Annotated in this window: 28 protein-coding genes; 11 read left to right on the top strand and 17 right to left on the bottom strand. The window is 72.1% G+C overall.

Going from position 1 to position 25,540, the window contains the following annotated elements; all coding sequences use genetic code 11:
* Nucleotides 1–53 precede the first annotated feature (53 nt).
* Entirely contained in the window at nt 54–236 is a 183-nt protein-coding gene (locus ACFZAT_RS03910; protein WP_003961784.1) for a DUF6104 family protein, read from the top strand.
* A 3-nt stretch (nt 237–239) separates the two neighbouring features.
* Here the strand turns inward: ACFZAT_RS03910 and ACFZAT_RS03905 are convergent, their stop codons facing one another.
* Nucleotides 240–1,061 carry a hypothetical protein gene (locus tag ACFZAT_RS03905; protein ID WP_391259536.1) on the bottom strand — a complete coding sequence of 274 codons (822 nt, stop codon included), beginning with the start codon at nt 1,059–1,061 and terminating at the stop codon, nt 240–242.
* Between the two features lie 160 nt (nt 1,062–1,221).
* Between ACFZAT_RS03905 and ACFZAT_RS03900 the strand changes: the two genes are divergently transcribed.
* Complete coding sequence (locus tag ACFZAT_RS03900; protein WP_391259534.1) at nt 1,222–2,079, top strand: DUF4097 family beta strand repeat-containing protein; 858 nt, start codon at nt 1,222–1,224, stop codon at nt 2,077–2,079.
* Between the two features lies 1 nt (nt 2,080).
* On the top strand, nt 2,081–3,049 hold the full coding sequence (locus ACFZAT_RS03895) for a helix-turn-helix transcriptional regulator (RefSeq protein ID WP_391259531.1): 969 nt from the start codon (nt 2,081–2,083) through the stop codon (nt 3,047–3,049).
* Between the two features lie 82 nt (nt 3,050–3,131).
* Here ACFZAT_RS03895 and ACFZAT_RS03890 read toward each other — a convergent pair whose 3' ends face one another.
* The 4 genes from ACFZAT_RS03890 to ACFZAT_RS03875 all read right to left on the bottom strand — a co-directional run bounded on the left by ACFZAT_RS03890 (nt 3,132) and on the right by ACFZAT_RS03875 (nt 6,344).
* Nucleotides 3,132–3,707 carry a Clp protease N-terminal domain-containing protein gene (locus ACFZAT_RS03890; RefSeq protein WP_391259528.1) on the bottom strand — a complete coding sequence of 192 codons (576 nt, stop codon included), beginning with the start codon at nt 3,705–3,707 and terminating at the stop codon, nt 3,132–3,134.
* The gene (locus ACFZAT_RS03885) at nt 3,707–3,916 is read right to left on the bottom strand and encodes a helix-turn-helix domain-containing protein (RefSeq protein WP_391259525.1); all 210 of its coding nucleotides are present in this window, start codon (nt 3,914–3,916) and stop codon (nt 3,707–3,709) included. The genes ACFZAT_RS03890 and ACFZAT_RS03885 overlap by 1 nt, the downstream gene beginning before the upstream one ends.
* Before the next feature lie 31 nt (nt 3,917–3,947).
* Nucleotides 3,948–4,919 carry a zinc-binding dehydrogenase gene (locus tag ACFZAT_RS03880; protein ID WP_018102717.1) on the bottom strand — a complete coding sequence of 324 codons (972 nt, stop codon included), beginning with the start codon at nt 4,917–4,919 and terminating at the stop codon, nt 3,948–3,950.
* Nucleotides 4,920–5,108: 189 nt separating this feature from the next.
* The gene (locus ACFZAT_RS03875; RefSeq protein WP_391259522.1) at nt 5,109–6,344 is read right to left on the bottom strand and encodes a malic enzyme-like NAD(P)-binding protein; all 1,236 of its coding nucleotides are present in this window, start codon (nt 6,342–6,344) and stop codon (nt 5,109–5,111) included.
* 525 nt (nt 6,345–6,869) lie between these two features.
* Between ACFZAT_RS03875 and ACFZAT_RS03870 the strand changes: the two genes are divergently transcribed.
* From ACFZAT_RS03870 to ACFZAT_RS03860, 3 genes are read left to right on the top strand one after another with little or no spacing between them, the layout of a single operon-like run.
* A complete protein-coding gene (locus ACFZAT_RS03870; RefSeq protein ID WP_391259519.1) occupies nt 6,870–7,838 on the top strand; it encodes a transporter substrate-binding domain-containing protein in 969 nt (322 codons plus the stop codon).
* A gap of 28 nt (nt 7,839–7,866) precedes the next feature.
* Nucleotides 7,867–8,823: an ABC transporter permease subunit gene (locus tag ACFZAT_RS03865; protein ID WP_391259516.1), complete on the top strand. Its 957-nt coding sequence runs from the start codon at nt 7,867–7,869 to the stop codon at nt 8,821–8,823.
* The gene (locus ACFZAT_RS03860; protein ID WP_391259513.1) at nt 8,820–9,581 is read left to right on the top strand and encodes an ATP-binding cassette domain-containing protein; all 762 of its coding nucleotides are present in this window, start codon (nt 8,820–8,822) and stop codon (nt 9,579–9,581) included. Before ACFZAT_RS03865 ends, ACFZAT_RS03860 begins: the two co-directional genes overlap by 4 nt.
* A 60-nt stretch (nt 9,582–9,641) precedes the next feature.
* On the opposite strand, the gene ACFZAT_RS03855 is transcribed toward ACFZAT_RS03860, so the two are convergent.
* Nucleotides 9,642–10,415, bottom strand: a complete 774-nt coding sequence (locus ACFZAT_RS03855) for a hypothetical protein (protein WP_391259510.1) — start codon at nt 10,413–10,415, stop codon at nt 9,642–9,644.
* On the bottom strand, nt 10,412–10,900 hold the full coding sequence (locus ACFZAT_RS03850; protein WP_391259507.1) for a SigE family RNA polymerase sigma factor: 489 nt from the start codon (nt 10,898–10,900) through the stop codon (nt 10,412–10,414). The genes ACFZAT_RS03855 and ACFZAT_RS03850 overlap by 4 nt, the downstream gene beginning before the upstream one ends.
* 201 nt (nt 10,901–11,101) lie before the next feature.
* On the opposite strand from ACFZAT_RS03850, the gene ACFZAT_RS03845 reads away from it, so the two are divergent.
* Nucleotides 11,102–11,731: an ABATE domain-containing protein gene (locus ACFZAT_RS03845; RefSeq protein ID WP_391259505.1), complete on the top strand. Its 630-nt coding sequence runs from the start codon at nt 11,102–11,104 to the stop codon at nt 11,729–11,731.
* Here ACFZAT_RS03845 and sodX read toward each other — a convergent pair.
* Complete coding sequence (gene sodX / locus ACFZAT_RS03840) at nt 11,635–12,093, bottom strand: nickel-type superoxide dismutase maturation protease (RefSeq protein ID WP_391259502.1); 459 nt, start codon at nt 12,091–12,093, stop codon at nt 11,635–11,637. The genes ACFZAT_RS03845 and sodX overlap by 97 nt on opposite strands.
* A 150-nt stretch (nt 12,094–12,243) precedes the next feature.
* On the opposite strand from sodX, the gene sodN reads away from it, so the two are divergent.
* Nucleotides 12,244–12,639, top strand: coding sequence for a superoxide dismutase, Ni (gene sodN, locus ACFZAT_RS03835; protein WP_073963998.1), 396 nt, complete (start codon nt 12,244–12,246; stop codon nt 12,637–12,639).
* A gap of 166 nt (nt 12,640–12,805) precedes the next feature.
* Here the strand turns inward: sodN and ACFZAT_RS03830 are convergent, their stop codons facing one another.
* A complete protein-coding gene (locus tag ACFZAT_RS03830; protein ID WP_391259498.1) occupies nt 12,806–15,667 on the bottom strand; it encodes a M4 family metallopeptidase in 2,862 nt (953 codons plus the stop codon).
* A gap of 147 nt (nt 15,668–15,814) precedes the next feature.
* Here ACFZAT_RS03830 and ACFZAT_RS03825 point away from each other — a divergent pair, with 147 nt between their 5' ends.
* The gene (locus ACFZAT_RS03825; protein ID WP_391259495.1) at nt 15,815–16,825 is read left to right on the top strand and encodes a LuxR family transcriptional regulator; all 1,011 of its coding nucleotides are present in this window, start codon (nt 15,815–15,817) and stop codon (nt 16,823–16,825) included.
* Between the two features lie 73 nt (nt 16,826–16,898).
* Here ACFZAT_RS03825 and ACFZAT_RS03820 read toward each other — a convergent pair whose 3' ends face one another.
* Nucleotides 16,899–18,350 (bottom strand): MFS transporter, encoded by a 1,452-nt coding sequence (locus ACFZAT_RS03820; RefSeq protein WP_391259492.1) that lies wholly within the window; start codon nt 18,348–18,350, stop codon nt 16,899–16,901.
* Nucleotides 18,351–18,450: 100 nt separating this feature from the next.
* On the opposite strand from ACFZAT_RS03820, the gene ACFZAT_RS03815 reads away from it, so the two are divergent.
* The gene (locus tag ACFZAT_RS03815; RefSeq protein ID WP_391259489.1) at nt 18,451–19,062 is read left to right on the top strand and encodes a TetR/AcrR family transcriptional regulator C-terminal ligand-binding domain-containing protein; all 612 of its coding nucleotides are present in this window, start codon (nt 18,451–18,453) and stop codon (nt 19,060–19,062) included.
* 27 nt (nt 19,063–19,089) lie between these two features.
* Here the strand turns inward: ACFZAT_RS03815 and ACFZAT_RS03810 are convergent, their stop codons facing one another.
* From ACFZAT_RS03810 to ACFZAT_RS03790, 5 genes are all read right to left on the bottom strand, one after another.
* The gene (locus ACFZAT_RS03810; protein WP_391259485.1) at nt 19,090–19,713 is read right to left on the bottom strand and encodes a nucleotidyltransferase domain-containing protein; all 624 of its coding nucleotides are present in this window, start codon (nt 19,711–19,713) and stop codon (nt 19,090–19,092) included.
* A 2-nt stretch (nt 19,714–19,715) separates the two neighbouring features.
* Nucleotides 19,716–20,639, bottom strand: coding sequence for an NAD(P)H-binding protein (locus ACFZAT_RS03805; protein ID WP_391259482.1), 924 nt, complete (start codon nt 20,637–20,639; stop codon nt 19,716–19,718).
* Entirely contained in the window at nt 20,636–20,992 is a 357-nt protein-coding gene (locus tag ACFZAT_RS03800) for a DUF952 domain-containing protein (protein ID WP_391259479.1), read from the bottom strand. The genes ACFZAT_RS03805 and ACFZAT_RS03800 overlap by 4 nt, the downstream gene beginning before the upstream one ends.
* An 82-nt stretch (nt 20,993–21,074) precedes the next feature.
* On the bottom strand, nt 21,075–22,058 hold the full coding sequence (locus ACFZAT_RS03795; protein WP_391260261.1) for an NAD-dependent epimerase/dehydratase family protein: 984 nt from the start codon (nt 22,056–22,058) through the stop codon (nt 21,075–21,077).
* A gap of 122 nt (nt 22,059–22,180) precedes the next feature.
* Nucleotides 22,181–23,125 carry a LysR substrate-binding domain-containing protein gene (locus tag ACFZAT_RS03790; RefSeq protein ID WP_391259477.1) on the bottom strand — a complete coding sequence of 315 codons (945 nt, stop codon included), beginning with the start codon at nt 23,123–23,125 and terminating at the stop codon, nt 22,181–22,183.
* 257 nt (nt 23,126–23,382) lie between these two features.
* Here ACFZAT_RS03790 and snpA point away from each other — a divergent pair, with 257 nt between their 5' ends.
* Nucleotides 23,383–24,042 carry a snapalysin gene (gene snpA / locus ACFZAT_RS03785; protein WP_391259474.1) on the top strand — a complete coding sequence of 220 codons (660 nt, stop codon included), beginning with the start codon at nt 23,383–23,385 and terminating at the stop codon, nt 24,040–24,042.
* Nucleotides 24,043–24,108: 66 nt separating this feature from the next.
* On the opposite strand, the gene ACFZAT_RS03780 is transcribed toward snpA, so the two are convergent.
* Together ACFZAT_RS03780 and ACFZAT_RS03775 are read right to left on the bottom strand one after the other, a co-directional pair.
* A complete protein-coding gene (locus ACFZAT_RS03780; RefSeq protein WP_391259471.1) occupies nt 24,109–24,468 on the bottom strand; it encodes a GntR family transcriptional regulator in 360 nt (119 codons plus the stop codon).
* Nucleotides 24,469–24,470: 2 nt separating this feature from the next.
* Nucleotides 24,471–25,454, bottom strand: a complete 984-nt coding sequence (locus ACFZAT_RS03775; protein WP_391259468.1) for a DUF1648 domain-containing protein — start codon at nt 25,452–25,454, stop codon at nt 24,471–24,473.
* Between the last annotated feature and the right edge of the window lie 86 nt (nt 25,455–25,540).

The raw sequence follows: 25,540 nt of genomic DNA, 5'->3' as shown, positions 1-25,540 counted from the left end.
GGATCGACGAGGAGGCGGCCCGAGGTGCGTGAAGGCCGCTCTAGACTTGAGCCATGTACTTCACCGACCGCGGTATCGAGGAGCTGGAGAAGCGCCGAGGCGAGGAGGAGGTCACGTTCGAGTGGCTCGCCGAGCAGCTTCGCACGTTCGTCGATCTCAATCCCGACTTCGAGGTGCCGGTCGAGCGCCTCGCGACCTGGCTGGCCCGCCTGGACGACGAGGACGAGGACGAGTAGGGATCACTCCCCGCCGGGGCGGCCCTCGCGTACGCGGTCGTACGCGAGTCCCAGCGCCCCGTGCGCCATCAGGAGCGCCCCGGCGAAGGCCCAGCCGCCGCTGCGCCGGGCCGCTCCCCACAGGGCGAGCGGCAGTCCGGCCGCGAGCTGGAGGCCCGCCAGCGCCCGCGCCCTCGGGCCCCGCACCCACGGTCCGAGCCGGCTGCTCTCCACCGCGCCCAGGTCGACCCGGACCGCGTCGCGCCACCCGGGCCACTCGATGCGCTCGGCGCTCTCCCAGTCCTCCCCCGCGCCGAGCCCGGCCGGGAGTGCGAGGCCGGTGCGGGTGAGGACGGCGACCAGCCCGCGCAGCCGGGCCCGGGCGTCGGCGTCCGGGTCGGGGCGGGTGAGCGCTTCGAGCGACTGCACGTCCAGTACGGGGTCGAGCCCCAGCCGCTCGGCGAACGTCCGCATGGCCTCGTCCTCACCGGCCGGGGTGCCGTCCGCCAGCCAGACGTAACCCACGGGGCGGCGGAAGCCCGAGGCCAGCGTGTATCCGGCCCGGTCGGCGTCCCACCACAGCGCGAGCACCGGCCAGGTGGAGCCGACGGCGAGCGCGGTGGCCCAGCCGCCCAGCACCCGGTCGACGGGTTCGGCCCGCTCCCCCTCCCCGGCCCTGGCCCGGCGCCCGCCCTGCCAGGGCTCCCCCTCCGGTACGAGAACGCTCCAGCCCGGCCCGGCCGGTGCGAGCAGCAGCGGTTCGCGCAGCAGCTGCGCGACCGGGCGCACGGCGTCCGGCACGGTCCGGCACAGCAGCAGGGCACCCACGGGTGAGGTCGCGTCCATGCCTCACACCGTAGGCCACCTTGCCCCTGCTTGTGGGGTTTTGTGCACCCTGGCCACCCGCGCTCACGCCCCATTTCTTGACTTCCCCATGCCGCGATATATCGTGTTCCTCAAGAGACGCGATATGTTGCGTCGCCAGTACTATCGGGAGGTCAGATCCATGCCTGTCTCGACGTGGGCCGTCGCCGAGCCTCGGAAACTGGCCTTCGAGGAGCCCGTGACCGCACTGAAGGTGCGGATCGTCAACGGCACGGTCAACGTGGTCGGCACCGACGAGCCGACCGCGCGCCTGGAGGTCTCCGCCATCGAGGGCCCGCCGCTGGTCGTGACGCAGGAGGACGGCGTCCTGACCGTGGCGTACGAGGACCTGGCCTGGCAGAACCTGCTGAAGTGGTTCGACCGCAAGGAGTGGCGCCGCACCGCCGTCGTCTCGCTCGCCGTCCCGGCCGACTCCTCGGTGGAGGTCGGCGTGGTCGGCGCCGGGGCCTTCGTCTCCGGCGTCCGGGGCCGTACGGAGGTCCGTGGCGTCACCGGTGACACCACGCTCGTCAAGCTCTCCGGACCGGTCGGCGCGGAGACGGTCTCGGGCAGCATCGAGGCCCAGTCCGTCACCGGGGACCTGCGCTTCAAGTCGGTCTCCGGCGAGCTGACGGTCGTCGAGGGCGCGGGCGCCTCCGTGAAGGCGGAGTCCGTCAGCGGCGGCATGGTGCTCGACCTGGACCCGACCGGGAAGCCCACGGACATCCGGCTGACCACGGTCTCCGGCGAGATCGCCATCCGGCTGCCGCACCCCGCCGACGCCCGGGTGGAGGCGAACACCGCGAGCGGTTCCGTCTCCAACGGCTTCGAGGACCTGCGGGTCAGCGGCCAGTGGGGCGCCAAGAAGATCACCGGCACCCTGGGCCCCGGCACCGGCACCCTGCGGGCGACGACCGTATCGGGGTCGATCGCGCTCCTGCGCCGCCCGCCGGCCGAGGAGGAACCGTACGAGGCCGAGCCGACCGGAAAGGTGCTCTGACATGCCCCCCGTTTTCGCCCACGGCCGTCTGCGGCTGTATCTCCTCAAGCTGCTGGACGAGGCGCCCCGGCACGGCTACGAGGTGATCCGTCTGCTGGAGGAGCGCTTCCAGGGCCTGTACGCCCCCTCGGCCGGCACGGTCTACCCCCGGCTGGCCAAGCTGGAGGCCGAGGGCCTGGTCACGCACGCCACGGAGGGCGGCCGCAAGGTCTACTCGATCACCGACGCGGGCCGCGCCGAACTCGCCGACCGCACCGGGGAGCTGGCCGATCTGGAGCTGGAGATCCGCGAGTCGGTCGCCGAGCTGGCCGCCGAGATGCGCGACGACGTGCGCGGCGCCGCGGGCAAGCTGCGCAGCGAGATGCGGGCGGCGGCCGACGAGTCGCGCCACACGCCGGGCGCCGCTTCCGGCGGCGGGGACCCGTTCGGCGGGCTCGGCGACTTCGGTGACCACGAGACGTGGCGTACCGCCAAGGACGAGCTGCGCAAGGCCAAGCAGGAGTGGAAGGAGCAGGCACGCCGGGCGAAGGACGAGTCCCGGCGCGCCCGCCAGGACGCCCAGCAGGCCCGCCGCCAGGCGAAGGAGGCCCAGGACCGGGCCCGCGAGCAGATGCAGCAGGCCGCCCGCCAGGTCCAGGAGCACTTCGCCCGCGGCGACTGGCCTGCCGGGGTCCGCGAGGGCCTGGCCGAGATCACCGGCCAGCTGGGAGGCTTCGCCCGTACGGGAAGCCGGGGGCCGTACGCGAAGCCGGACGCCGCCGGCGCCGACCCCGAGTGGGGCAGGGACGCGGGCGGCACGGGCGACCCGGCCCGCGACCTGGACCGGCTGCTCGACCGCTTCCGCGACGAGCTGCGTGACGCGGCGCGGGACCACGGGGTGACGGAGGCCCAGCTCGCGGAGGTCCGCCGCCACTTGGGGACGGCGGCGGCGCAGGTGGGTGCGGTGCTCCGGGGGGACGGGGAGAAGTAGGTACGGGGGCCGGTCGCCCGGCCCCCGTACACCCGCCTGCCCCGCCCCCGTCGAGCCGGGCCGCCCGGCCCGCCCCGTCGAGTCAGCCCGCCTTGCGCTCCCGGCCGTCCGCGCCGCCGTCCCCGTACAGCGCGCGTCCGACCGAGGCGTACGTCGCCCCGTGGTCGGCGAGCGCGTCGGCGACGGGGCCGGGGGTCACGGTGAGGGCCAGCAGGAGGTGCTCCCCGCCGATGAACCGGTCGCCGCGCCCGAGCGCGACGCGCAGCGACTTCTCCAGGATCTTCTTCGCCTCCCGGGAGAAGGCCGGTCGGCCCGCACGGCGCCGGCGTCCACCGGCGTCCCGCAGGGCCCCCTCGCCGTGCGCCTCCTCGATGCGCGAGACGACGGCGGTGAGGTCGATGCCGATGTCCGCGAGCGCCTCGGCGTCGGCCCTGCTCATGCCCCCGCGCCTGCGGGCCTCGGCGAGCGCCGCCTCGACGGACTCCCTGCGGTCCACCAGGCCCAGCGCGGTGAGCGCGAAGGCGGCGCGGCCGTCTTCCTGGTCGAGGAGGGCGAGCAGCAGATGTTCTCCGGTGACCGGGGAGGCCCCGGTCCGCCCGGCATGGTCCACGGCGCCGGTCACCGTGGCGCGGGCTTCCTTGGTGAATCGCTCGAACATCAATGCCTCCCGTACTTCTTGTGCACGGCCTGCCTGCTGACGCCCAGTTCGGCGGCGATCTCCTGCCACGACCAGCCCTTGGCGCGGGCGCTTCCGACTTGTACGGCTTCCAGCTGCTCCAGCAGCCGCCGCAGCGCGGCGACCGACCGCAGCCCCACCCGGGGGTCGCGGTCGCCCGCCCGCTCGGCGAGATCCGTCGCTTCGGTCATGATGTCAACTTACATTGACATGCGGGCCTTGTCAACCATTGTTGACAGTGAGCACGATCTTCCCGAACTGGTCGCCCGCCGCGAGGCGTTCGAAGCCCTCCCGGGCGCGGTCCAGGGGCAGCACCTCGTCGATCACGGGGCGCACGCCCGTGGTGGCGCAGAAGGCGAGCAGGTCCTCCAGCTCGTCCTTGGAGCCCATGGTCGAGCCGACGACCTTCAGCTCCAGGAAGAAGATCCGGGTCAGCTCGGCGTGCGAGGGGCGGTCGCCGCTGGTGGCGCCGGAGATGACCAGCGTGCCTCCGGGGCGCAGCGACTTGACGGAGTGGGACCAGGTGGCGGCGCCGACCGTCTCGATGACGGCGTCCACCCGGTGCGGCAGCCGGGCGCCCGCCTCGAACGCCTCCACGGCGCCCAGCTCGACGGCCCGCCTGCGCTTGGCCTCGTCGCGGCTGGTGGCGTAGACCCGCAGCCCGGCGGCCCGGCCGAGCACGATCGCGGCGGTCGCGACCCCGCCGCCGGCGCCCTGCACGAGCACGGAGTCCCCGGGGCGCACCCCGGCGTTGGTGAAGAGCATCCGGTACGCGGTGAGCCAGGCGGTCGGCAGGCAGGCCGCCTGCTCGAAGCTCAGCTCCCTGGGCTTGGGCAGCACGTTGTACGTGGGAACGGTGACCCGTTCCGCGAACGTGCCCTGGTAGCGCTCGGTGAGGATGGACCGGGGCTCGTCGGGCCCGACGCCGTGCCCGGTCTGCCCGATGACGGAGTGCAGGACGACCTCGTTGCCGTCCTGGTCGATCCCGGCGGCGTCGCACCCGAGGATCATCGGCAGCTTGTCCTCGGCGAGGCCGACGCCGCGCAGGGACCAGAGGTCGTGGTGGTTGAGGGACGCGGCCCGGACGTCGACGGTGGTCCATCCCGGCCGGTCCTGCGGGGCTGGGCGGTCGCCCAGCTCCAGGCCGTTGAGGGGGTGGGCGGGGTCCAGGGCGGCTGCGTAGGCGGCGAACATGCCGCCGACGATAGGCGTCACCGTACCGACGCGTAACCGCCTGCGACTGTGACGCGCACCGCTGGTTTCGGGGCTCCGCCCCGGACCCCGCGCCTCAAACGCCGGCAAGGCTGAAAGTGGCCGCGGCCAAAATCAAGCCCCTCCGGCGATTGAGGAGCGGGGGTACGGGGGCAGCGCCCCCGCAACACCTCAGCGCCGGGCCACGCCCTCCGCCCGCGCCGCCGCCGCCACGGCCGCCGTGACCGCCGGGGCGACCCGCTCGTCGAACGGGGACGGAATCACGTAATCCGCCGCCAGCTCATCGCCGACCACGTCGGCCAACGCGTTGGCCGCGGCGATCTTCATGCCCTCCGTGATCCGGGACGCCCGCACCTGCAGCGCCCCCGCGAAGATCCCGGGGAAGGCCAGCACGTTGTTGATCTGGTTCGGGTAGTCCGACCGCCCCGTCGCGACGACGGCCGCGTACTTGTGGGCGATGTCCGGGTGGACCTCCGGGTTCGGGTTGGCCATCGCGAAGACGAAGGCCCCCGGCGCCATCGAGGCGACCGCCGCCTCCGGCACCGTACCGCCGGAGACGCCGATGAAGACGTCCGCGCCGGCCAGCGCGACCTCCAGGGGGCCCGAGATGCCCGCCCGGTTCGTGAGCTCCGCCAGCTCGCGCTTGACGTCGGTCAGGTCCTCGCGGTCCCGGCTCACGATGCCCTTGCGGTCCGCGACCGCCACGTCGCCGAGCCCCGCCTCCAGCAGGAACTTCGCGATGGCCACGCCCGCCGCACCCGCGCCGGAGATCACCGCGCGCAGATCGCCCAGGCTGCGCCCGGACAGCTTCGCGGCGTTGCGCAGGGCGGCCAGCGTGACGACGGCCGTGCCGTGCTGGTCGTCGTGGAAGACCGGAATGTCCAGCCGCTCCTGGAGCTTGCGCTCGATCTCGAAGCAGCGCGGCGCCGAGATGTCCTCCAGGTTCACCCCGCCGAAGGAGGGGGCGAGCCGGACGACGGTCTCCACGATCTCGTCCGCGTCGGTGGTCGCGAGCGCGATCGGCACCGCGTCCACCCCGCCGAACTGCTTGAAGAGGATGGCCTTGCCCTCCATCACGGGGAGGGACGCCTCGGGACCGATGTCGCCGAGGCCGAGCACCGCCGTGCCGTCCGTGACGACGGCGACGACCTGCGACTTCCAGGTGTAGTCGTGGACGAGCTCCGGCCGCTCCGCGATCGCGCTGCACACCTTCGCCACGCCCGGCGTGTACGCGAGGGACAGGTCGTCCCGGTCCCGGATCGGAACGGTGGCCTGCACGGCCATCTTGCCGCCCCGGTGGAGCGCGAAGGCCGGATCGAACGGCTCGTCGGTGGTGCTGTCGGTACTGCTGTCGGTACTGCTGTCGGTACTGCTGTCGCTGCGAGGATTGACGATCTCCGCTGCCATGGTGTTGACCCCTTAAGTCTTCATCGTTTGAGGGTGGCCACTCCTGGTTGAGGAGGGGTGGGCGGACCCGCGTACGTGCCCTGCGCCTGGCGGTTGGCCCGCCCCGGCAGGGGGAGGTACGTACGCGCGGGCGCGCCGCACACGCGCCCTGAGCCCCGGATGAGGGGTGTAAAGGTCTTTCTTACCGGACGGACCAGGTCACGGACGAGTCCATATGCGCTCCGTGACATGACTCATAGTGGGCTGCCATTTCAACAGGTCAGCCTCGTGCCGGAGCTGAGTCCGGCACGCGAGACGCGCCGCAGATCCTCCGGCCGCGATAAGGAAACCCCATAAAAGGTCCGGCCTTGGTGTACCGGCCTCAAGAGGTTCGGGGATCACCCGTTACCCGATTTTGACATGCCGGGCCCCCTGTTCGGGCTAATCCGCATGGCAACATGCCGTAATCACACAAGGCGGCGACACCCGACGCCGTGTGCCATTACCGCCTGGCGAACCGTCCCCACCTGCCGGAGGAACCCGAACATGACCGCACGCTCCACCCGTCGTACGGCCGCGACCACCCGCATCGCCGCGGTCGGCGCCATCGCGGTCGCCGGCACCATGCTGCTGACCGCCTGTGGCGACCAGACGAAGAACAACGACTCCGGATCGACCAAGGCGAGCACCGGCGCCTCCGCCGGCGAGAACTCCCCCGCCGACCTGCTCCCCGCGGACATCAAGTCCAAGGGCGTCATCCGCGTCGGCTCCGACATCGCCTACCCGCCGGTCGAGTTCAAGGACAAGTCCGGTGCGACCGTCGGTATCGACCCCGACCTCGGCGCCGCGCTCGGCAAGGTGCTGGGCGTCGAGTTCAAGTTCGAGAACGGCACGTTCGACACCCTGGTCACCGGCCTGCGCGCCAAGCGCTACGACGTCGCGATGTCGGCGATGACGGACAGCAAGGAGCGCCAGGAGGGCATCGACCCGGAGACGAAGAAGAAGGTCGGCGAGGGCGTCGACTTCGTCGACTACTTCACCGCCGGTGTCTCGATCTACACCAAGAAGGGCGATGACCAGGGGATCAAGACCTGGGCCGACCTCTGCGGCAAGAAGATCGCCGTCCAGCGCAACACCGTCTCGCACGACCTGGCCAAGGACGAGTCCAAGAAGTGCGCGGGCGGCAAGAAGATCGCCATCGAGACGTACGACACGGACCTGGAGGCCCAGACCCGTATCCGCTCGGGCGGTGCCGACGCCGGCTCCTCCGACTTCCCGGTCGCCGCGTACGCGGTGAAGACCTCGGGCGGCGGCAAGGACTTCCAGATCGTCGGCGACCAGGTCGAGGCGGCCCCGTACGGCATCGCCGTCGCCAAGGGCAACGACAAGCTCACCCAGGCCATCAAGGCGGCCATGGACGAGATCATCAAGAGCGGCGAGTACGACAAGATCATCGCCAAGTGGGGCGTCGAGGCCGGTGCGGTCACCGAGGCCAAGGTGAACGGCGGGTCCTGACCCGATCCGGCACTGAAAGGCATCAGCCGTGACTGACATCAAGAAGACGGGACCGGCCGACGAGCCGCCCGCATCCTCCGCCACGGCGGCGGCGCCCGCACCGGAGGCCATCCGGGCCATCCCGGTCCGGCACTACGGCCGGTACGTCGCGGCGCTGGTCGCCATCGCCGTACTCGCTTCCCTCGTCTACGCCTTCAGCCAGGGCAAGATCAACTGGGGTGCGATCCCGGACTACTTCTTCGACGACCGCATCATCGACGGTGTGGGGCAGACCCTGCTGCTCACCGTCCTGTCGATGCTGATCGGCGTGGTCGGCGGCATTCTGCTCGCCGTCATGCGGCTGTCGAGGAATCCGGTGACCTCGTCCATCGCGTGGTTCTACATCTGGTTCTTCCGGGGCACACCCGTCCTGGTGCAGCTGTTCGTGTGGTTCAACCTGGGGCTGGTCTTCGAGTACATCAACCTCGGGCCGATCTACAAGGACTACTGGTCCAGCTTCATGACGCCGCTGCTCACGGCGCTGCTCGGGCTCGGCCTCAACGAGGCCGCGTACATGGCGGAGATCTGCAGGGCCGGTCTGCTCTCGGTGGACGAGGGCCAGACCGAGGCGTCGCACGCGCTGGGCATGAGCCACGCGAAGACCCTCCGGCGCGTCGTGATCCCGCAGGCCATGCGGGTGATCGTGCCGCCCACGGGCAACGAGGTCATCAACATGCTGAAGACGACCTCGCTGGTGGCGGCGGTGCAGTTCTACGAACTCTTCAAGAACGCCCAGGACATCGGGCAGGCGTCCGGGGCACCGGTGGAGATGTACTTCCTCGCCGCCGCCTGGTACCTGATCATGACCTCGGTGCTGAGCATCGGGCAGTACTACCTGGAGCGGTACTACGCGCGTGGATCGAGCCGCAGCCTGCCGCCGACCCCGTTCCAGAAACTGAGGGCCACCGTGCTCTCGGTGGGCCGCCCGAAGGGAGGCATCGCATGACCGCGATGGTGAAGGCCGAGGGCGTCCACAAGTCCTTCGGCACCGCGCACATCCTCAAGGGCATCGACCTGGAGGTCGCCCCGCAGGAGGTCTTCTGCCTGATCGGCCCGTCCGGTTCCGGCAAGTCGACGTTCCTGCGGTGCATCAACCACCTGGAGCAGATCAGCGCCGGGCGGCTGTACGTCGACGGCGACCTGGTGGGCTACCGCCAGAAGGGCGACAAGCTCTACGAGCTCAAGGACAGCGAAGTCGCCCTGAAGCGCCGGGACATCGGCATGGTCTTCCAGCGCTTCAACCTGTTCCCGCACATGACGGCGCTGGAGAACGTCATGGAGGCGCCCGTCCAGGTGCGCCGCGAGTCCAAGGCGGTCGCCCGGGCCCGTGCCGAGCGTCTGCTCGACCGGGTCGGCCTCCGCGACAAGGCCGGGAACTACCCCTCGCAGCTCTCCGGCGGGCAGCAGCAGCGGGTGGCCATCGCCCGGGCCCTGGCCATGGAGCCGAAGCTGATGCTCTTCGACGAGCCCACCTCGGCGCTCGACCCGGAGCTGGTCGGTGATGTGCTCGACGTGATGCGGGGACTCGCCGAGGACGGCATGACGATGATCGTCGTCACGCACGAGATGGGCTTCGCCCGCGAGGTCGGTGACGCGCTGGTCTTCATGGACGACGGCGTGGTGGTCGAGTCGGGCCACCCGCGCGACGTCCTGGGCAATCCGCAGCACGACCGGACGAAGTCATTCCTGTCGAAGGTGCTCTAGGAATCACAGGAAGGGCGGTACGGACCACGGGGTCCGTACCGCCCTTCCGCCTTCCCGGGGTCAGCTCCCCGGCAGCAGCTCCGGACGCAGCATCAGCTCGCGCAGTTGGGCGCGGGTGAGCGGCGGGGTCTTCAGCAGCGGCCCCTGGACGACGTCGGCCTCGAAGCCGGTGCTGTCGCGTACGCCGAGCAGCGAGCCGTCCGCCAGGGTGAGCCGGGCGGCCAGCTCCGGCCCCCACTGCGGGGTGCCGTCGCCGTAGTCCATGTCGTCGCTCCAGATGGTGAGCACCCGGCCACCGGACAGCTCCTCGCGGACGCAGTTGTCGGGGGCCGGCTCGCCGTTCGTCGGGTGGCACAGGTCCACGACCGGCGCACCGCCACCGAGCTTCTTCTCCACGGCCTTCGCGTCCATGACGTCGATGGTCAGATAGCCGACGCCGCCCTCCCGGCGGATCTCGTACTGCCCGTCGAGCGGCCCGGTCCTGGAGGGCTCGGGCGGCGGTGGCGAGACGTGCTTGATGATGTCCGCGAACGACACCTCTTCGACCGTGCCGTTCAGATCCGGCAACAGCTTGAGCAGCCGCACGTCCCGCGGCGACTCACCGGGCTCCTGTGCCAGGGACCCCACGGACGAGGTCCGCGGGGAGGCAGGTCCCGAGGCGAGCTGGGGCACGACGAACGCCCCCGCCGCCACCGCGCACACCGCCGTCGCCGTCACAGCGGTGCGCCGCCGCCATCGCACCCGGGCCGCCTTGGCGAACACCGCCTCCGTGCTGATGACCGGCCGTCCGGCGTCGTCGGCGGCCTGCCCCAGCAGCTCACGCACGTCGTTCATACCAATACCTCCGCCATCTCGGCGCGCAGCGCCGCCAACCCCCGAGCCGTGTGGCTCTTGACCGTGTTCTCCCGCATCCCGAGCGTCGCGGCCGTGGCCTCGACGCTCAGGTCCTCCCAGTAGCGCAGCACCAGGACCGCCCGCTGCCTGGGCGTGAGCCGGGCGAGCGCCGCCCGTACCGCCAGGCCGGTGTCGCAGTCGGGTGCCTCGACCGCCCGCTCGGGCAGCTCCCCGTACGCCTGCTCGCGGCGCCAGAACCGGCGGCGGCCCGCGATGAAGGTGTTGACCAGGGTCTTTCGCGCGTACGCCTCGATGTTGTCGAGCCGCCCGTACCGCCGGCCGCCGAGCACGACCTTGACCAGAGTCGTCTGGACCAGGTCCTCGGCCTCGTGGCGGTCGCCGCAGAGCAGGAACGCGCTGCGGAACAGGGCGGTGCGTCTGCCCTCCACGAAGGCGTGCAGCGCGGCGTGGTCATCGCTCCGCATCCGGTTGTCCCTCCCCCGGCCCGCGGGGCGCGGACCGTCTCACCCTTCCAGTGCGGTGGCCGGCCCGGCGGGTTGCGGCGTGTACGCGGATATTTTCGGGGCGCCGCGACCCCCCGGCCCCCGCCCGTAATACCCTGTACGCTGAGCGACCCATTACGCCCGCTTCGCACCGACCCTGGACCGACGCCGTAAGGACACCTCGTGGAACTGGCCTATTACGCGGACTACGCCGTGCGCCTGGTCAACACCGAGCACCCGGCCCGGAACACGGACGCCCTCACCTCGGTCGACGCGGTCCGGGAGCTGTTCGGCCCGAGCGGCCAGGCGGCCCGGCGGGCGACCGACGCGGACGTGACCCGGTTCCGTTCCGTACGGGCCCGGCTGCGCGCGGTGTTCGAGGCGGCGGACGCCGGGGACGAGCGGCTCGCGGTGGACCGGCTGAACTCGCTGCTGATGGAGTTCCCGGTCAGCCCGCAGATCTCCGGGCACGAGGAGCGGGACGCGGACGGCAGGCCGGACTGGCACATGCACCTGGCGGACCACCCGTCCAACGCGACCGCGGGATACGCCGCGATCGCCTCCATGGGTCTGGCCTTCCACCTCACCTCGTACGGCGTGGACCGGCTCGGTCTGTGCGAGGCCGCGCCGTGCCGCAACGCGTACCTCGACACCTCGACCAACCGCTCCCGCCGCTACTGCTCGGACCGCTGCGCGACCCGTGCCAACGTGGCGGCCTACCGGGCCCGCAAGCGCCTGGAGACGGAGCGCGCCGCCGACACGGGCCGCAGCGCGGAGACCGCCCAGGTCACCACCCCGCGCACCGAGCGCTGATCCTTCGTCAGCGGCCGGTACCGCGCCCGGACGCGGGCCAGCACCAGCTCCTCGGGCACGGTCCCGTAGTCCGTGCTGTCCCCGCCCGCGTAACTGTTGTCCCCCAGCACCCACCAGCCCCCGGTCCGCCGCTCCACGGCCCGCTTCACCACCAGCAGGTCCTGCTGGAACGGGTGGCGCAGAATCACCACGTCACCGGGGCGCACCGGCGCCCCGTACTGCACGAGCAGCCAGTCCCCGTGGTGGAGCGTGGGCACCATCGAGGGCCCCGTCACCTCCACCACCTGGAACGGCACCCGCCCCGCCAGCCCGCGCGCGGGCTGCTCCTCGGCCGGTTCCGGCACGTCCGGCACCTCCCTCATCTCCGTTCCTCACAGGGTTTCGTACATTCGGCCACTGGACCCACACTCATCCCGGACTTTTGGCCTAAGCCCCCGGGGGCACTCGCTGAAACAGGCATCTCACGGAGTAATGTCCCACCTGAGAAGACGATCACGAGGAAGGACAGCTCAATGCTTTCCCGCCTGTTTGCCCCCAAGGTGAAGGTCAGCGCCCACTGCGACCTGCCCTGCGGCGTGTACGACCCGGCCCAGGCCCGCATCGAGGCGGAGTCCGTCAAGGCCGTCCAGGAGAAGTACCAGGCCAACGAGGACGCGGACTTCCGCACGCGCGCGGTCCTGATCAAGGAACAGCGCGCCGAGCTCGCGAAGCACCACGTCTCGGTCCTGTGGAGCGACTACTTCAAGCCCCCGCACTTCGAGAAGTACCCGGAGCTGCACCAGCTGGTCAACGACACCCTGAAGGCCCTCTCGGCCGCCAAGGGCTCGAACGACCCGGCCACGGGCCAGAAGGCGCTGGACCTGATCGCGGAGATCGACAAGATCTTCTGGGAGACCAAGAAGGCCTGATCTCCACCTGGGCGGCCCGACCCGTATTCCCACGGGTCGGGCCGCCTTGCTGTCTGGGGAGGGTGCCGTCGCTTGGATTGCCCTGCCGGCTCATCCGTGTGGGATCGCACGAGCGGCCGGGCCCCCGCCGACAGGGGCCCGGCCGCTCAGGTGTTACCGGGTCAGGTCAGCACTTGCCCGCCGGGCGGTCGCGCTTGACCAGGTTGGTGTAGCCGGTCGTGCCGTCCAGCCACAGGACGCGCCCGCCTTCGTCGGCCGCGCCGAAGACCTGGTCGCCGCGGTTGCAGGAGACGCGCTGCGGGCCGCCCTTGCCGTCGGGGGCGACCTGGTACAGCTTCGGCAGGGTCGCGTTGTCCCAGGAGGTGGCCAGGGGCAGCGAGGTGATGGTCACCGCGTCGTCCGAGGCGGTCAGCTGGTAGGCCGGGAGAGCGTCGGCGCCCGCCTCGGGGGTGACGGTGATCGGGTTCGTACCGTCGAAGTTCGCGCGGCGCACCGCGGCCTCGCCCATGTCGGTGATGTCGTTGTCCTCGATCCAGAACACCCCGTCATCGGTGACGGCCGTCTGGCCGAGGCCGCCCACGTTGGCCGGGTCGATCGGCATCAGCGTCTTCTTGCCGGTGGCGGTGTCCAGGACCTCGACGCCGAGCTTGTAGCCGTCGCTCTCGGGCCACAGCTTTGCGTAGGCGATCTTGCCGTCGTGGACGGAGGGAAGCGCCGTCTGGCCGACGGGGTTGGTGAACACCTCCGTGGTCTCCGACGTGCGGATGTCGATGTAACGCACCGCCGTCAGCCCGGTGCGCGGGTTGACGTAGCTGTAGACGACGTAGTTGCCGTCGATCGCGACCGAGTTGACGTTGGCACCGATGCCGCCGACGACCTTGTCCATGCCGCCCTTGACCGGGCGGACGTGGAAGCTGACGGCCGAAGGGCCGTACTCCGCCCACGCGACGTTCTTGCCGTCCGTGTCGGCGTACACGTTGTAGTTGCCGTTGTTCGGGCTGACCAGCTGCGGCTGGCCCTTGCCGTTGGTGTTGCCGAGCCAGACCGAGTAGGGCTCGCTGCCCTCCTCGTTGGAGCGGGAGACGGCGTACTTGCCGCCGCCGGCGCCGAGGCCGGTGCCCGCGATGTTGACCTTGGAGAGGATGGTGTCGGTGTCGACGCCCAGCGCCTTCTCCCAGCCCGGGACGATGCCGTGGGCGTCGAAGGAGCGCTTCACGATGTTGAGCTGGGCCTTGGTGACACCCAGCTCCTGCGCGGCGGCGATGACGGCGGCGCGGCCCTCGGTGAAGCCGTCGAGCGGCGTCATGTACGCGGAGAGAGCGCGGTAGACGATCTGGTCGGCGAGCTCCGCGCCCAGGTCCTCGCGCATGTCCCACAGCGAGCCGGAGAAGATCGTGGAGTTGAGGTGGACACCACCGTTGTCGCCGCGGTAGCTGACGCCGATGAAGTTCTTCGAGGTGGTGGCGCCGTCGTTGAGGTCGCGCAGGGCGCACTCGCGGGGCCCGGCATGGGTGCACAGGTCCTCGCCGAGCAGGCCCGCGTCCGGGTCGCTCATGGAGACGTGGTTGGCCTCCAGGTCGATGGCGTTGCCGAAGTAGTCGGCGATGGCCTCGTTCATCGCGCCGGACTGGCCCGCGTAGACCAGGTTCGCGGTGTGCGTGACGACGCCGTGCGTCATCTCGTGGCCCACCACGTCGGTGTCGGCCGAGAAGGTGCGGTAGTCGCCGCCGCCCTGCCCGTACACCATCTTGGTGCCGTCCCAGAAGGCGTTGTTGTACGGCTGCCCGTTGTTGACGACACCGACGAGCGAGTAGATGAACCCGTCCTTGCCGTCGAGGCTGTTCCGGTCGAAGTGGTTCTTGTAGAAGTCGTAGACCTTGCCCGCCGCCCAGTGGGCGTCCACCGCACCGGAGTTGGTGTACTCCTCGCCGAGCTCCGGGGTGGCGGGGCGGAAGGTCTGGATGCCGCTCGGCCAGACGCCGGAGGCGCTGGACGCCTCCCGGCCCCGGGCGTCGTAGGTGGCGATCATGGGGCCCGCGTACGGGGAGTCGGCGGCGCGCTTGCTGTAGTCGATCATCTGCAGGCCACCCTTGGTGTCCTTGTACAGATTGATGTCGACCTTCTCGCCGTCGTAGCGGACACCGCTGCCCTTGACGACGAGCTGGTCCGCCGCGGCGGTGGACGCCTCGGCGGGGGCGGCCGGGCCGTCCGTGGCACCAGTGGCCGTGTTCGTCGCGCCGAAGGTCTGGATGCCGCTGTACTGCATGACCGGGAAGCCGGAGTGCGCGTCGATGTACACCTCCTGCTGGACCGGCGAACCGTCGGCCGGGTTGGTGCCCGTGACGGTGATGTGCCGGGTCAGCACGCCGGTGCCCTGCGGAAGGATGGTGACGTCGCCCGCCTTGCCGGTGAACTCGGCGGCCGCCGCCTTCTCGCCCTTGGCCGGGACGCGCAGCATGCCGCCGCCGAACTGGGCGCTGACCGCGCCGACCGCGCGCTCGATCGCGGTCTTCTCGGAGACCTTCGGGGCGACCGTGTCCAGCTTCAGCTTGGTGAAGTAGTTGCCGGAGGTACCGGTGACGGCGCGCTTGCCGTCCTTCTTCGTCATCCGGACGACGTACTGGCCGCCCAGGACCTCGACGCCCTTGTACTTCTGCTGGAGGCGGACCGTCTCCTTGCCGCCCTTCTCGGTGGTGGTCCCGACGGAGGTCAGGTCCTTGGCCGAGGTGTCGGCGATGTGGTAGCGGCTCTTCCTGGCCTTGAGGTGGCCGCGTGCGGCGTCGGCCGCGCTGCCGGTGGCGGCGACCTCCTCGTGCAGACCGGTCACGAGCGAGGGGGCGTCGGTCTCGCTGCCGGGCGTGGTCTCGGAGGCGGCGGGGGCGGCCGCCGCGGTGTCGGCGTGTGCTGCCGGCATGGCGGTGGCCATCAGGCCCGCCGTGGCCAGCAGCGCGGCTATGCCCTGACCGACAACGACGCCGGTGCGGCGCCCCTGTGATCCAACTGCTCGTCTGCGTACTGAAGTCCGCACGGTGCTCCTCCGGTTGCCACAAAGGCGGGAACGGTTATCGGATGCCGACATGGAAGACCCGGAGCGGGATGTGAACAATGCGTTCCACCTGCAGACTTCTGTACGTGCACACTTGTGTGGCCCGCACGGGGCGGCGAAAATCGGCTGGTGAAATGGGCTGATCTGGACGAACAGTGGCAGGCACTCGGGCTCGGCGCCGACGAACTCAGGGTGTACGAGGAGCTGTTGAACACCCGCGGCGATCGCACCCGGGCGGCCCTCGCCCACGGCCTCGGCCTCTCGCCCCGGCAGCTGCGCAACGCCCTGGACCGCCTCGACGAGCGCGGCTTCACCCGCCCCGCCCGGGGCTCGGGGCTGCCGGTCCCGGACGCCCCGGCCACCGCCCTGCGCAACCTCATCCATCTGCACCAGGCGGAACTACTGCGGCGCGAGGCGGAGTTGGAGGAGCTGACCGGCTCCGTGGACCGGATCGCCGCGCAGCTCATGTCCGCCTCGCACACCCCGCGCACCCTCGGGATCGAGACGCTTCGGGGGCGTAGGGCGATCGCCGAGCGGGTCACCTCGCTGGTGGTGTCCGCGACCGAGGAGGTGGCCCTCCTGGACCGCCCCCCGTACGCCGCGAGCGAGCCGGACGGCATGCCCGAGCCGATCAACATGGCCGAGCCGGTCCGGCGCGGAGTGCGGGTGCGGGCCGTGGTCGACCGGGAGGGGCTGAGCTTCCAGGGGCGGGCGCGCGGGCTGAACGAGCTGTCCGCGCAGGGGGTGCAGATCCGGCTCGGCATGGACCTGCCGACGAAACTGATCACCGTCGACCGCCGGATGACGCTGCTGCCGCCGACCGACGCGGCCGACCCCACCGCCACCGCCCTGGTGGTCAGCGACGCGCTGCTGAGCAACGCGCTGGTGCCGCTGTTCGAGGCGGTGTGGGAGCGGGCGGTCCCGATCGGCTCGGTCGACAACGCCCAGGTCACGGACGAGGACCGAGAGCTTCTGACGATGCTCTCCTCCGGCCTGAAGGACGAGGCGATAGCCCGCCGCCTGGAGGTGCACGTCCACACGGTCCGCCGACGCATCAGCCGCCTGATGCAGGAGCTGAAGGCGGAGACCCGCTTCCAGGCCGGCGTACAGGCGGCGATGCGCGGGTGGCTGACGCTCTAGGGGGCATCTTGTCGATCAAGGCCGGGTCCGACCCCTGATCGGCAAGACACCCCCTAGCGCCGGACCGGCGCGCTCAGCTCTTCCGGCGCGTCCGCAGGAACGTACCGGCGAGCAGCGCCCCGGCCAGGACCAGGGCCGAGTTGACCAGGACGGCGACCGAGACGCCGGAGAGCACGCCGGACGGGCCGGTGTCGCCGAGCGCGGTCATCCGGGCGGTCGCGATGGCGCTCATGACCGGGATGCCGAGGGTGATGCCGACCTGCTGGGTCATCGTCGCGAGGCCGGTCGCGAGGCCCTGCTCCTCGTCGGGGAGGCCGGAGGTCGCGGTGACCATGAAGCCGACGATCATCAGCATGTTGCCGATGCCCCCGGCGAACGTCGCGGCCAGCAGGAGCCAGATCCAGCCGCCCGAGGTGCCGAGCGCCACCAGCGAGAGCGTGGCGAGGGCCTGGACGACTCCCCCGGCGACGATGGTCCTGCGGTTGCCGAAGCGGCCCACCGCCCGGCCGCCGAGGGTGCCGCCGATCACGGTGCCGATGCCGAGGACGCCGAAGGCGAGTCCGGTGGAGAGGGGGGTGTAGCCCAGGACCTCCTGGAGGTAGAGCGTCAGCAGGAAGACCAGGGACGTCTCGGTGACGAAGGCGATGAGCCCGGTGGCGTTGCCCCAGATGACGCTGCGGCGCTTGAGGATGCGCACGGGGACGAGCGGCGCCTTCGCCCGCTTCTCCACGAACCAGAAGGCGACGAGCAGGGCGAGCCCGGCGAGGAGCGCCACGAGGGTGGCGGGGGCGGTCCAGCCCGTCGCGCCGGCCTGGGTCAGCCCGTAGACGAGGAGCAGCAGCCCCCCGGTGACGGCGGCGGCGCCGGGAACGTCGAGCCGGGGGCGCTCGGCCGGGCGGGAGTCGGCGATGACGGCCGGGGCCAGGGCGACGACGAGGGCGGCGACGGGGACGTTGACCAGGAAGGCCCACCGCCAGGAGAGCAGGTCGGTGAGGAGCCCGCCGAGGATCGCGCCCGCGGTGAATCCGGCGGACATCAGGGCGCCGTTGAGGCCGAGGGCGCGTTCGCGCAGCGGGCCCTCCTTGAACGCGGTGGTCAGCAGGGCGAGTCCGGCGGGCGTGACGGCGGCGGTGGCGAGGCCCTGGAGCACGCGGGCGGTGAGCAGCACCTCCGGCGAGGTGGCCAGGCCGCCCAGCAGCGAGGAGAGGCCCAGGACCGCCATGCCCGCGATGAACAGGCGCTTACGTCCGACGAGGTCGGCGACGCGCCCGAACAGCAGCGTGAACCCGGCGGCGGCGAGGGCGAACGCGGTGGCGATCCACTGGAGGTCCTGGAGCGCGAAGCCGAGCCCGTCCCCGACGACGGGCAGCGCGACGTTCAGGATCGAGAAGTCCACGGCGATCATGAACTGGGCGCCGAGGAGCAGGGCCAGGACGAGCTTCTGGCGCCCGGTCATCCGGGCGGGCGGCGGCGGTACGGAGGCGGTGGGTGCGGGGCGTGACGGGGTGCGGCTGGGCGCGGACATGGTCGTCCCTCCTCGGACGGAAGCTAAACGGTTCCGTGGTTCCGTTAAGATGGAGTGACCGTAGCAGAGGAATGCTCACTAATGGAACTGGAGACCCATTATGGCGTCCGAGAGTGTGGAACCCGGCACCGTGAGGCCCGGTGGGCGGACCGCCCGGGTGCGGGAGGCCGTCCTGCGCGCGGCCGGCGACGCACTCGCCGAGCACGGCTTCGACCGCCTCGACCTCGCCGATGTGGCGCGCCGCGCGGAGGTGGGCAAAACGACCGTGTACCGGCGCTGGTCCTCGCCCACCGGTCTCATCGCGGACCTGCTGGACGACATGGCCGAGCAGTCCTCGCCGCGCGCGCGGACCGGCTCGCTGGAGGGGGACCTCAGGGCGAACGCGCGGCTGGTGCTGAAGACGCTCACCGATGAGCGCCAGGGCGCGCTGTTCCGCTCGGTGATCGCGGCGGCGACCTGCGATCCGCGTACGGCCCAGGCGCTGCACCGCTTCTACGCGATCCGGGTCGAGGAGTGGGCCGGCTGTGTCACCGAGGCCGTCGAGCGGGGCGAACTGCCGTCCGGCACGGACCCGGACGAGGTCGTCCGCGCGGTCTCCGCGCCGCTCTACTACCGCCTGCTGGCCGGCGGCGGCCCGCTGGACGAGGCAGCCGCGGACCGCGCCGCCGACGCGGCGGTCCTCGCGGCGAAGGCGGGGGCGTATACGAGGTGAGGGCGGGGTGCCCGAAGCGCCCCGCCCTCAGCCCGCCAACAGCCCCCGCAGCCGGGCCGCCCACGGGTGGTCCGCGCCCTCGGCCAGCGTGATCGTCTCGGCCAGCCAGGCGCGTGCGTGGTCGTCCAGGACCGGCAGCGCCGCGTCGAAGTCCCGCTCGTCCTTGGGCCTCCGGGACTTGGACTTATAGAGCAGCTGGATCTCGGGCGCGAGGTACGGAACGCCGTCCGGCGAGCGGCGTCCCAGCCGCTCCAGCGGCAGGCGGACCCGGGGGTCGCGGCGGAACACCCAGTCCTCGCCGTCCGTGCCGTCCAGCATGAACTGCAGCCGCCAGGGCTCGTCCGGCCCCGGCCGGCACCAGATGTCGTGGACTCCGGCGGGCAGGATCTCGCCGGGCCGCCAGGGCCGCAGCGTGCCGGGCGGATCGGCGGCCCACCATTCCCAGCCGGACAGGACCCGCTGGGCCTCCACCTGGTCGCGGCGCAGCAGGAGCACGTCGATGTCACCGTGGGCCCGGTACGCGCGGCCCACCGCCAGCTCGACCGCGTACCCTCCGGCGATCCACCACGGGGCGCGCAGCGGGGCGAGCAGCCGGACGGCATCGGCGAGCGGCGGCGGGTCCCAGACGCCCCACGGGGTCTCGGTGCGCATGGTCAGCTCTCCCGCAGGAGGTGGCGGTAGCTGTCGGGGTGTTCGCGCAGATAGCCGGCCAGGTCCATGGCGGGGCGGCCGGTCAGCGTCGGGACCGCGTCCGAGACGGTGGCCATCTCTCCGGCCGCGATGGCCTCGTACGAGGTGACCCAGCCGGCCACCTCCCAGTCCTGGGCCCCGTATCCGGCCCGTGAGGCGTAGGCCTCCTCGCGGGTCTCCGGCACATAGGTGACGGTGCGTCCGGTGACCCGGCTCAGCTCCTCCGCCGCCTCGGCGAGCGTGAACGCCTGGGGGCCGGTCAGGTCGTAGGTGCGGCCGTCGTGCGAGGGGCCGGTCGCGTCGGTGTCCGCGAGGAGCACGGCGGTCGCGGCGTCGGCGATGTCCTCGTGGGCGACGGCGGCGACCCGGCCGTCCCCGGCGGGACCGCGCAGCACGCCGTCGGAGCCGGTCATGGCGGGGAGCCCGGCGAGATACCAGCTGTCGCGCAGGAAGGTGTACCGGACGTCGGCGGTGCGAATGTGCGCCTCGGTGTGCCAGTGGTCCCGGGCGAAGGTGAAGGTGGCGTCGGGGGCGGCGCCCAGGAAGGAGACGTACACGATGCGTTCGACGCCGGCCGCGACCGCCGCGTCCACCGCCGTCGTGTGCTCGCGGACCCGGTCGGGGCTCTCGTGCGCCGAGACGAGGAACAGGGTGTGCGCCCCGGCCAGGGCGCGCCGCATGGCCTCGCCGTCGCCGTAGGGCGCGGGCGGTGCGAGGTCGGCGCCGGGGAGGACGGGCAGCCGGGACGGGTCGCGGCCGAGCAGCCGGACGGGGACGCCGGCCCGGGTCAGCCGGGCGGCGACACGGCTGCCGAGCGCGCCGCTCGCCCCGGTGACGGCGGTGGGCGGACCGCTGGCGACGGTCCCGGATGCGGGGTCGGGGCTCATGCGGGGGTGCCCTCCTCGGACGGCCAGGGGCGCACCTCGACGACCGCGTCGACGGGGAGCGGCCCGTAGATGTGCGGGAACTCCTCGCCGCCGGGCACGGCGGCCTCGTACCGCAGGGGTGCGGTGAGCCGTGCCGGGTCGATGACGAGGACCACGAGCTCCTGGTCGGCGGCTCCGGCCCGGCTCTCCGCGCCGTACAGCAGCTCGGCCACACCGGGGAGTTGGTGGGGCAGCGAGCAATGGATGAAGCCCTCTTCGTGCAGGGTGCGGCCGCGGGTGGACATCTCGTACGTCCCGATCCCGCGCGCCGCCTCCCAGAGCGGTCCTTCGGTGAGGTGCAGCAGTTCGGCCATGGCCCGAGGCTAACGCCGCGACGGGCCCCGGCGCGGAGCCTGTGGATAACCCCTCGCCGCGTCGGCGCGGCGGCCCGGCTTCTCAGCCCGCCAGGAGCTTCGCCTCCGTCTCCGGGGCGAGGCCAACGGTGGGGCGGTCGGGGCGCTGCGGAGCCGTACCGCCGATCTCGCGCAGCCAGGTCCAGGTGTCCGCGACGGTCTCCTCGACCGGGCGGCAGCGCAGCCCCGCCGCGAGGGCGCGGCCGACGTCGCCCTGGTGGAGGGTGTCGTACACCTCCCCCGGCGGCAGCCACACCGGCAGGTCGGTCCAGGGCTCGACGCCCGCCGCGAGGATCTTCTCCGCCGGGGTCCAGCGCAGTTCGGCGTCCGAACCGGTGGCGCGCACACAGGCGTCGAGCAGTCCGCCCATGGTGGTGTGGCCCGGTCGGCTGACCAGGTTGTACGGGCCGTGCAGCCCGCGCTCCGCCGCGTCGAGCACCCATTCGGCGAGGTCGCGTACGTCGATGTACTGGATGTCCGTGTCCGGGGTGCCGGGGGCCAGGACCGGGCCGCCGCGGGCGATCCGGTTCAGCCACCAGGGCAGCCGGCCGATGTTCTCCCAGGGGCCGAGGATCAGGCCCGCCCGGGCGAGGAGGGCGCGGTCCCCGAAGGCGTCCTGGGCGGCCAGTTCGCCGCCGCGCTTGGCCAGGGCGTACGACTGGTCGTCGCCGGCGTCCGGCGAGGCGCCCGCCACCACGGGGCCGTCCTCGGTGAGGCCCGCCGGGGCCGGGAAGTCGTAGACGGAACGGCTGGATATGTACGTGTAGCGGGCGGCCCGGCCGGAGAGCAGCCGGGCGGCGTCGCGCACCGCCGAGGGGGCGCCGCTCCAGGTGTCGACCACCAGGTCCCAGACAGGACCGTCGGCGGCGAGCGCGGCCAGGCCGTTCTCCGCGGTGCGGTCGCCGAGGATCTCGGCGGTCCCGGGCGGGGCCGGGTGGTGGCCCCGGTGGAAGACCGTGACCTGCCGGCCGCGCGCGAGGGCCGCCTCGGTCACGGCCCGTCCGACGAACTCCGTACCGCCCAGCATCAGAAGCCTCATGTCCCCGACTCTGCCCTGTCGCGGCGCGGTCCGGAACGGCCCACGCTCTCGGCTGAATCACCCGGAGGCGGGAACTCCCCGAGCGAGGCCCCGGCCCGGCCGCCCTCGGCTCAGGAGAGGACCAGCGGGCTGCGGTGGCGCAGCAGCCACTGGTGGTATCCGGCCACTCGGCGCGCCGCTTCCCGGTAGGCGGCCTCCAGTTCCGCGTAGACCTCGGTCATGTCCGCGCCGGGGCGGGAGACCAGGAGCAGCCGGACCGCGAGCGGATCGTCGCGCAGCGGGCGAATCGCCATGTCGTCCCGGGGGCCCGAGGTGGGCTGGCAGGGGGCGACCGCCTCGCCGAGGACGACGAGGGAGGCGGCGGTGAGGTAGTCGCCGTGCAGGACCACGGGCGCCAGCCCCGCTTCGCTGAACATCCGGCGCAGGCCGTCCCATTCGCCGTCCACCGTGGGGTCGACCATCCACCGGTCGGCGGCCAGGTCCGCCAGGTCGACCACGGGCAGCGCGGCGGCCGGGTGGTCGCGGGCCATGGAGACGAACTGCGGTTCGCGGTCCACCAGGACCCGCTGCTCCAGCCCGTCCGGGACGGCGAGCGGGCAGCCCTCCACCTCGTGCACGAAGGCCACGTCGAGCCGGCCGGCCCCGACCGCGCGGAGCAGGGCGCGGGCGGAGACGTCGACCCGGAGCGAGATGTCGGTCCCGGGCAGCCTCAGCCGCAGCCGGCGCAGCCAGCCGCCGATGACCCGGCTGGCGGTGCAGCCGATGCGCAGCCGGGGACCCTCGGCGCTCGCGGCATCCGCCATCGCGTCGCTGACCAGGGCGCTCATTCCGTCGACGAGGGGGCGGGCGCGGCTGAGGACGGCGCGGCCGAGGAGAGTGGGGCGGCAGCCGGTGCGTTCGCGGCTGAAGAGTTCGGCTCCGAGCGCGTTCTCGATCCGGCGCAGCTGGGTGGTGAGCGCGGGCTGGCTCACGCCCAGGGTGCGGGCCGCCCGGTGCAGGCTGCCGCTGTCGGCGATGGCGCACAGCGCCCTGAGGTGTCTCACCTCAAGCTCCATGGTGCCGAGATTAGGGCGGGCCGTCCGGGCGCACCATGGGCCGTAATCCCGTCAAAACTGAGCAATTCACCGCCGGTTGGGCATGTGGCCCGCAGACGTGCACGAGATGTGCACACGAGGGCGATAGGGCCGCGTTATCACCGGCTGACATCATCCGCCCGGGCTCCGCTTCCCCGACACTCTCTCCGTACCGCCCCCGTCCGAGTCCGATCATCGGACGGGTTCCTCTGACAGGTAACTGGTAGGAGACCCCCCACATGAGACACCCCAGGACCGTCATGTCGGCCGTGCTCGGACTCGGCCTCTCGCTCGCCGCCGCGTTCGGCACCGCCCCCGCCGTCGCCGCTCCGGACACCTCCGCCACGGCCCCCCACGTGGCGTTCACCGGCCCCTCGGACTCGCACGAGAGCGCCGCCGCCAACAAGGCGTTCTTCGAGGCGGTCGCGAAGTCGGTGGCCGAGAAGCGGGCCGCCAACCCGGGCGCCCAGTCCGTCACCATCGTCTACAGCACCGCGAACGCCCCGAGCTTCCGCACGCAGATAGCCAACAGCGCGTCGATCTGGAACGGCTCGGTCTCCAACGTCCGGCTCCAGGAGGGTTCGAACGCCGACTTCTCGTACTACGAGGGCAACGACCCCAGCGGCTCGTACGCCAGCACCGACGGCCACGGCAACGGCTACATCTTCCTGGACTACGCCCAGAACCAGCAGTACGACTCGACCCGGGTCACCACCCACGAGACCGGGCACGTGCTCGGCCTGCCGGACCACTACTCGGGGCCGTGCAGCGAGCTGATGTCCGGCGGCGGCCCCGGCCCGTCCTGCACCAACCCGTATCCGGACGCCAATGAGCGCAACCAGGTGAACTACCTCTGGCAGAACGGCTTCGCGGCCGCGCTGGCCAACGCCGGTTCCTGACCGGTTCCGCTCGCGCGGAGGGCCGCCCCGCAGGACGGGGCGGCCCGTAGCCGTGTCCGCGCGCGGTCAGCCGGTGCCGTATTCGGTACGGACCAGGGTCAGCAGTTCGTCCGCGGTGAGGCCCAGGCTCCTGGCCTCGCCGACGGTCTCACGGACCCGTTCGAGGAGCCGGGCGCGGTGCGGGGAGGCGCCGTCAGCGACGGCCGCGCCCCGGCCCCGGCGCAGCTCGATCAGGCCCTCCTCGCGCAGCCGCTGGTAGCCCCGCAGCACCGTGTGCACGTTGACTCCGAGCGATGCGGCCAGGACGCGGGCGGCGGGCAGCCGGTCGCCGGGGGCCGCCGCGCCGTCGGCCACGGCGCGCCGCACACAGGCGGCGATCTGGTCGCCGAGCGGCACGGTGGAGGTGGGGTCGACCCGGAAGAGCATGGTCAGTGGTCCGTTCGGCGCTGGTCGATCAGGGTGTTGAGGAGAGCCGCCCCGGTCGCCGAGTCGTCCACGGTCACCGCGAAGTCGCGGCCGTTCGACAGCCGGGCCACGATGCCCTCCCCCGACCGGATCATGACACCGCTGCGCCCGGGCCGGATGCGGTACCCCCAGCCGCCGTACTCGGCGAACGGGCTGATGTCGCGGCTGGCCGCCGCCTCTATCCGGTCCAGCGGGACCCGGACGCGCGGCCACGGGAGCAGCCCGGAGACGGTGATCCCGCGCCGGTCCACGGTGACGTACGGGCGGGCGAAGGCCGTCAGCAGCACGCCGATGACGAGAACCGGCAGGGCCACGGGCCAACTGGCCGTGAACAGCACGGTGACGCCGGTGCCGAGGACCAGGAGCGCGATGAGCGGCAGCCACCAGGCCCCGGCGCCCCGGGCCCACCCGGCGACCTCCCCGGCGCCCAGCGTGATGCGCGCGCCGTCCCCCTCGGGCCGGTCGTCGGCGGCCGGTTCGGGGACGGGTGTCAGCATGGCCGCGAGGTAGCCGATCCCGAAGGCCACGACGCCCGCCCCGGCGGCCGCGGCGATGTGCCACAGGGGGAAGTGGACGTCCTGCCCCCGGCCCTGCGCGTCCTCGACCGCGCCCACGTTGACGAGGAGCACGGCCCCCAGGAGATAGCCGAGGAAGGCGGCGAAGGCGTATCCGAGGGCGACCATCACGCGGTGGGCCTGGCCGGCGAACTTCCCGAAACCCGTCATCAGCGCCCACAGCAGCCCGACCCCGAGCAGTACGAGCGTGGTGGCGACCAGGTACGAGGTCCGCCCGGCGTAGTCGTCCACCCGGCCGTTGCCCACGAAGTGGCTGGCCAGCCGGGCGGGCAGCCGGTCGCGGCGGGTGGCGTAGAGCAGCAGGTCGACGGCGAGCGCGAGCAGGAACGGCAGGACGGTGAGCACCGCACGGCCGACGGACTTCAGGTTCATCAAAACCTCCCTTGTTCGCATGCTAGTAGAACAATGAAGGTGAAGACAACGGCACAAGGGGTGCGCGGCGGCCCGGCGCCCGGGCG

Source organism: Streptomyces sp. NPDC008163 (assembly GCF_042956885.1).
GTDB lineage: Bacteria > Actinomycetota > Actinomycetes > Streptomycetales > Streptomycetaceae > Streptomyces > Streptomyces drozdowiczii_A.
The sequence above is the reverse complement of the archived record's forward strand: the minus strand, read 5'-3'. Positions and strand labels throughout refer to the sequence as shown.

What these genes read in the sequence shown, in the direction of transcription:
- ACFZAT_RS03910 (WP_003961784.1), top strand. Translation starts at nt 54, where the DNA reads ATGTACTTCACCGACCGCGGTATCGAGGAGCTGGAGAAGCGCCGAGGC.
- sodX (WP_391259502.1), bottom strand. Translation starts at nt 12,093, where the DNA reads ATGAGGGAGGTGCCGGACGTGCCGGAACCGGCCGAGGAGCAGCCCGCG.
- sodN (WP_073963998.1), top strand. Translation starts at nt 12,244, where the DNA reads ATGCTTTCCCGCCTGTTTGCCCCCAAGGTGAAGGTCAGCGCCCACTGC.
- ACFZAT_RS03895 (WP_391259531.1), top strand. Translation starts at nt 2,081, where the DNA reads ATGCCCCCCGTTTTCGCCCACGGCCGTCTGCGGCTGTATCTCCTCAAG.
- ACFZAT_RS03815 (WP_391259489.1), top strand. Translation starts at nt 18,451, where the DNA reads ATGGCGTCCGAGAGTGTGGAACCCGGCACCGTGAGGCCCGGTGGGCGG.
- ACFZAT_RS03860 (WP_391259513.1), top strand. Translation starts at nt 8,820, where the DNA reads ATGACCGCGATGGTGAAGGCCGAGGGCGTCCACAAGTCCTTCGGCACC.
- ACFZAT_RS03880 (WP_018102717.1), bottom strand. Translation starts at nt 4,919, where the DNA reads ATGTTCGCCGCCTACGCAGCCGCCCTGGACCCCGCCCACCCCCTCAAC.
- ACFZAT_RS03810 (WP_391259485.1), bottom strand. Translation starts at nt 19,713, where the DNA reads ATGCGCACCGAGACCCCGTGGGGCGTCTGGGACCCGCCGCCGCTCGCC.
- ACFZAT_RS03850 (WP_391259507.1), bottom strand. Translation starts at nt 10,900, where the DNA reads ATGCGGAGCGATGACCACGCCGCGCTGCACGCCTTCGTGGAGGGCAGA.
- ACFZAT_RS03885 (WP_391259525.1), bottom strand. Translation starts at nt 3,916, where the DNA reads ATGACCGAAGCGACGGATCTCGCCGAGCGGGCGGGCGACCGCGACCCC.
- ACFZAT_RS03890 (WP_391259528.1), bottom strand. Translation starts at nt 3,707, where the DNA reads ATGTTCGAGCGATTCACCAAGGAAGCCCGCGCCACGGTGACCGGCGCC.
- ACFZAT_RS03805 (WP_391259482.1), bottom strand. Translation starts at nt 20,639, where the DNA reads ATGAGCCCCGACCCCGCATCCGGGACCGTCGCCAGCGGTCCGCCCACC.
- ACFZAT_RS03900 (WP_391259534.1), top strand. Translation starts at nt 1,222, where the DNA reads ATGCCTGTCTCGACGTGGGCCGTCGCCGAGCCTCGGAAACTGGCCTTC.
- ACFZAT_RS03775 (WP_391259468.1), bottom strand. Translation starts at nt 25,454, where the DNA reads ATGAACCTGAAGTCCGTCGGCCGTGCGGTGCTCACCGTCCTGCCGTTC.
- ACFZAT_RS03795 (WP_391260261.1), bottom strand. Translation starts at nt 22,058, where the DNA reads ATGCTGGGCGGTACGGAGTTCGTCGGACGGGCCGTGACCGAGGCGGCC.
- ACFZAT_RS03855 (WP_391259510.1), bottom strand. Translation starts at nt 10,415, where the DNA reads ATGAACGACGTGCGTGAGCTGCTGGGGCAGGCCGCCGACGACGCCGGA.
- ACFZAT_RS03800 (WP_391259479.1), bottom strand. Translation starts at nt 20,992, where the DNA reads ATGGCCGAACTGCTGCACCTCACCGAAGGACCGCTCTGGGAGGCGGCG.
- ACFZAT_RS03870 (WP_391259519.1), top strand. Translation starts at nt 6,870, where the DNA reads ATGACCGCACGCTCCACCCGTCGTACGGCCGCGACCACCCGCATCGCC.
- ACFZAT_RS03790 (WP_391259477.1), bottom strand. Translation starts at nt 23,125, where the DNA reads ATGGAGCTTGAGGTGAGACACCTCAGGGCGCTGTGCGCCATCGCCGAC.
- ACFZAT_RS03875 (WP_391259522.1), bottom strand. Translation starts at nt 6,344, where the DNA reads ATGGCAGCGGAGATCGTCAATCCTCGCAGCGACAGCAGTACCGACAGC.
- ACFZAT_RS03820 (WP_391259492.1), bottom strand. Translation starts at nt 18,350, where the DNA reads ATGTCCGCGCCCAGCCGCACCCCGTCACGCCCCGCACCCACCGCCTCC.
- snpA (WP_391259474.1), top strand. Translation starts at nt 23,383, where the DNA reads ATGAGACACCCCAGGACCGTCATGTCGGCCGTGCTCGGACTCGGCCTC.
- ACFZAT_RS03905 (WP_391259536.1), bottom strand. Translation starts at nt 1,061, where the DNA reads ATGGACGCGACCTCACCCGTGGGTGCCCTGCTGCTGTGCCGGACCGTG.
- ACFZAT_RS03780 (WP_391259471.1), bottom strand. Translation starts at nt 24,468, where the DNA reads ATGCTCTTCCGGGTCGACCCCACCTCCACCGTGCCGCTCGGCGACCAG.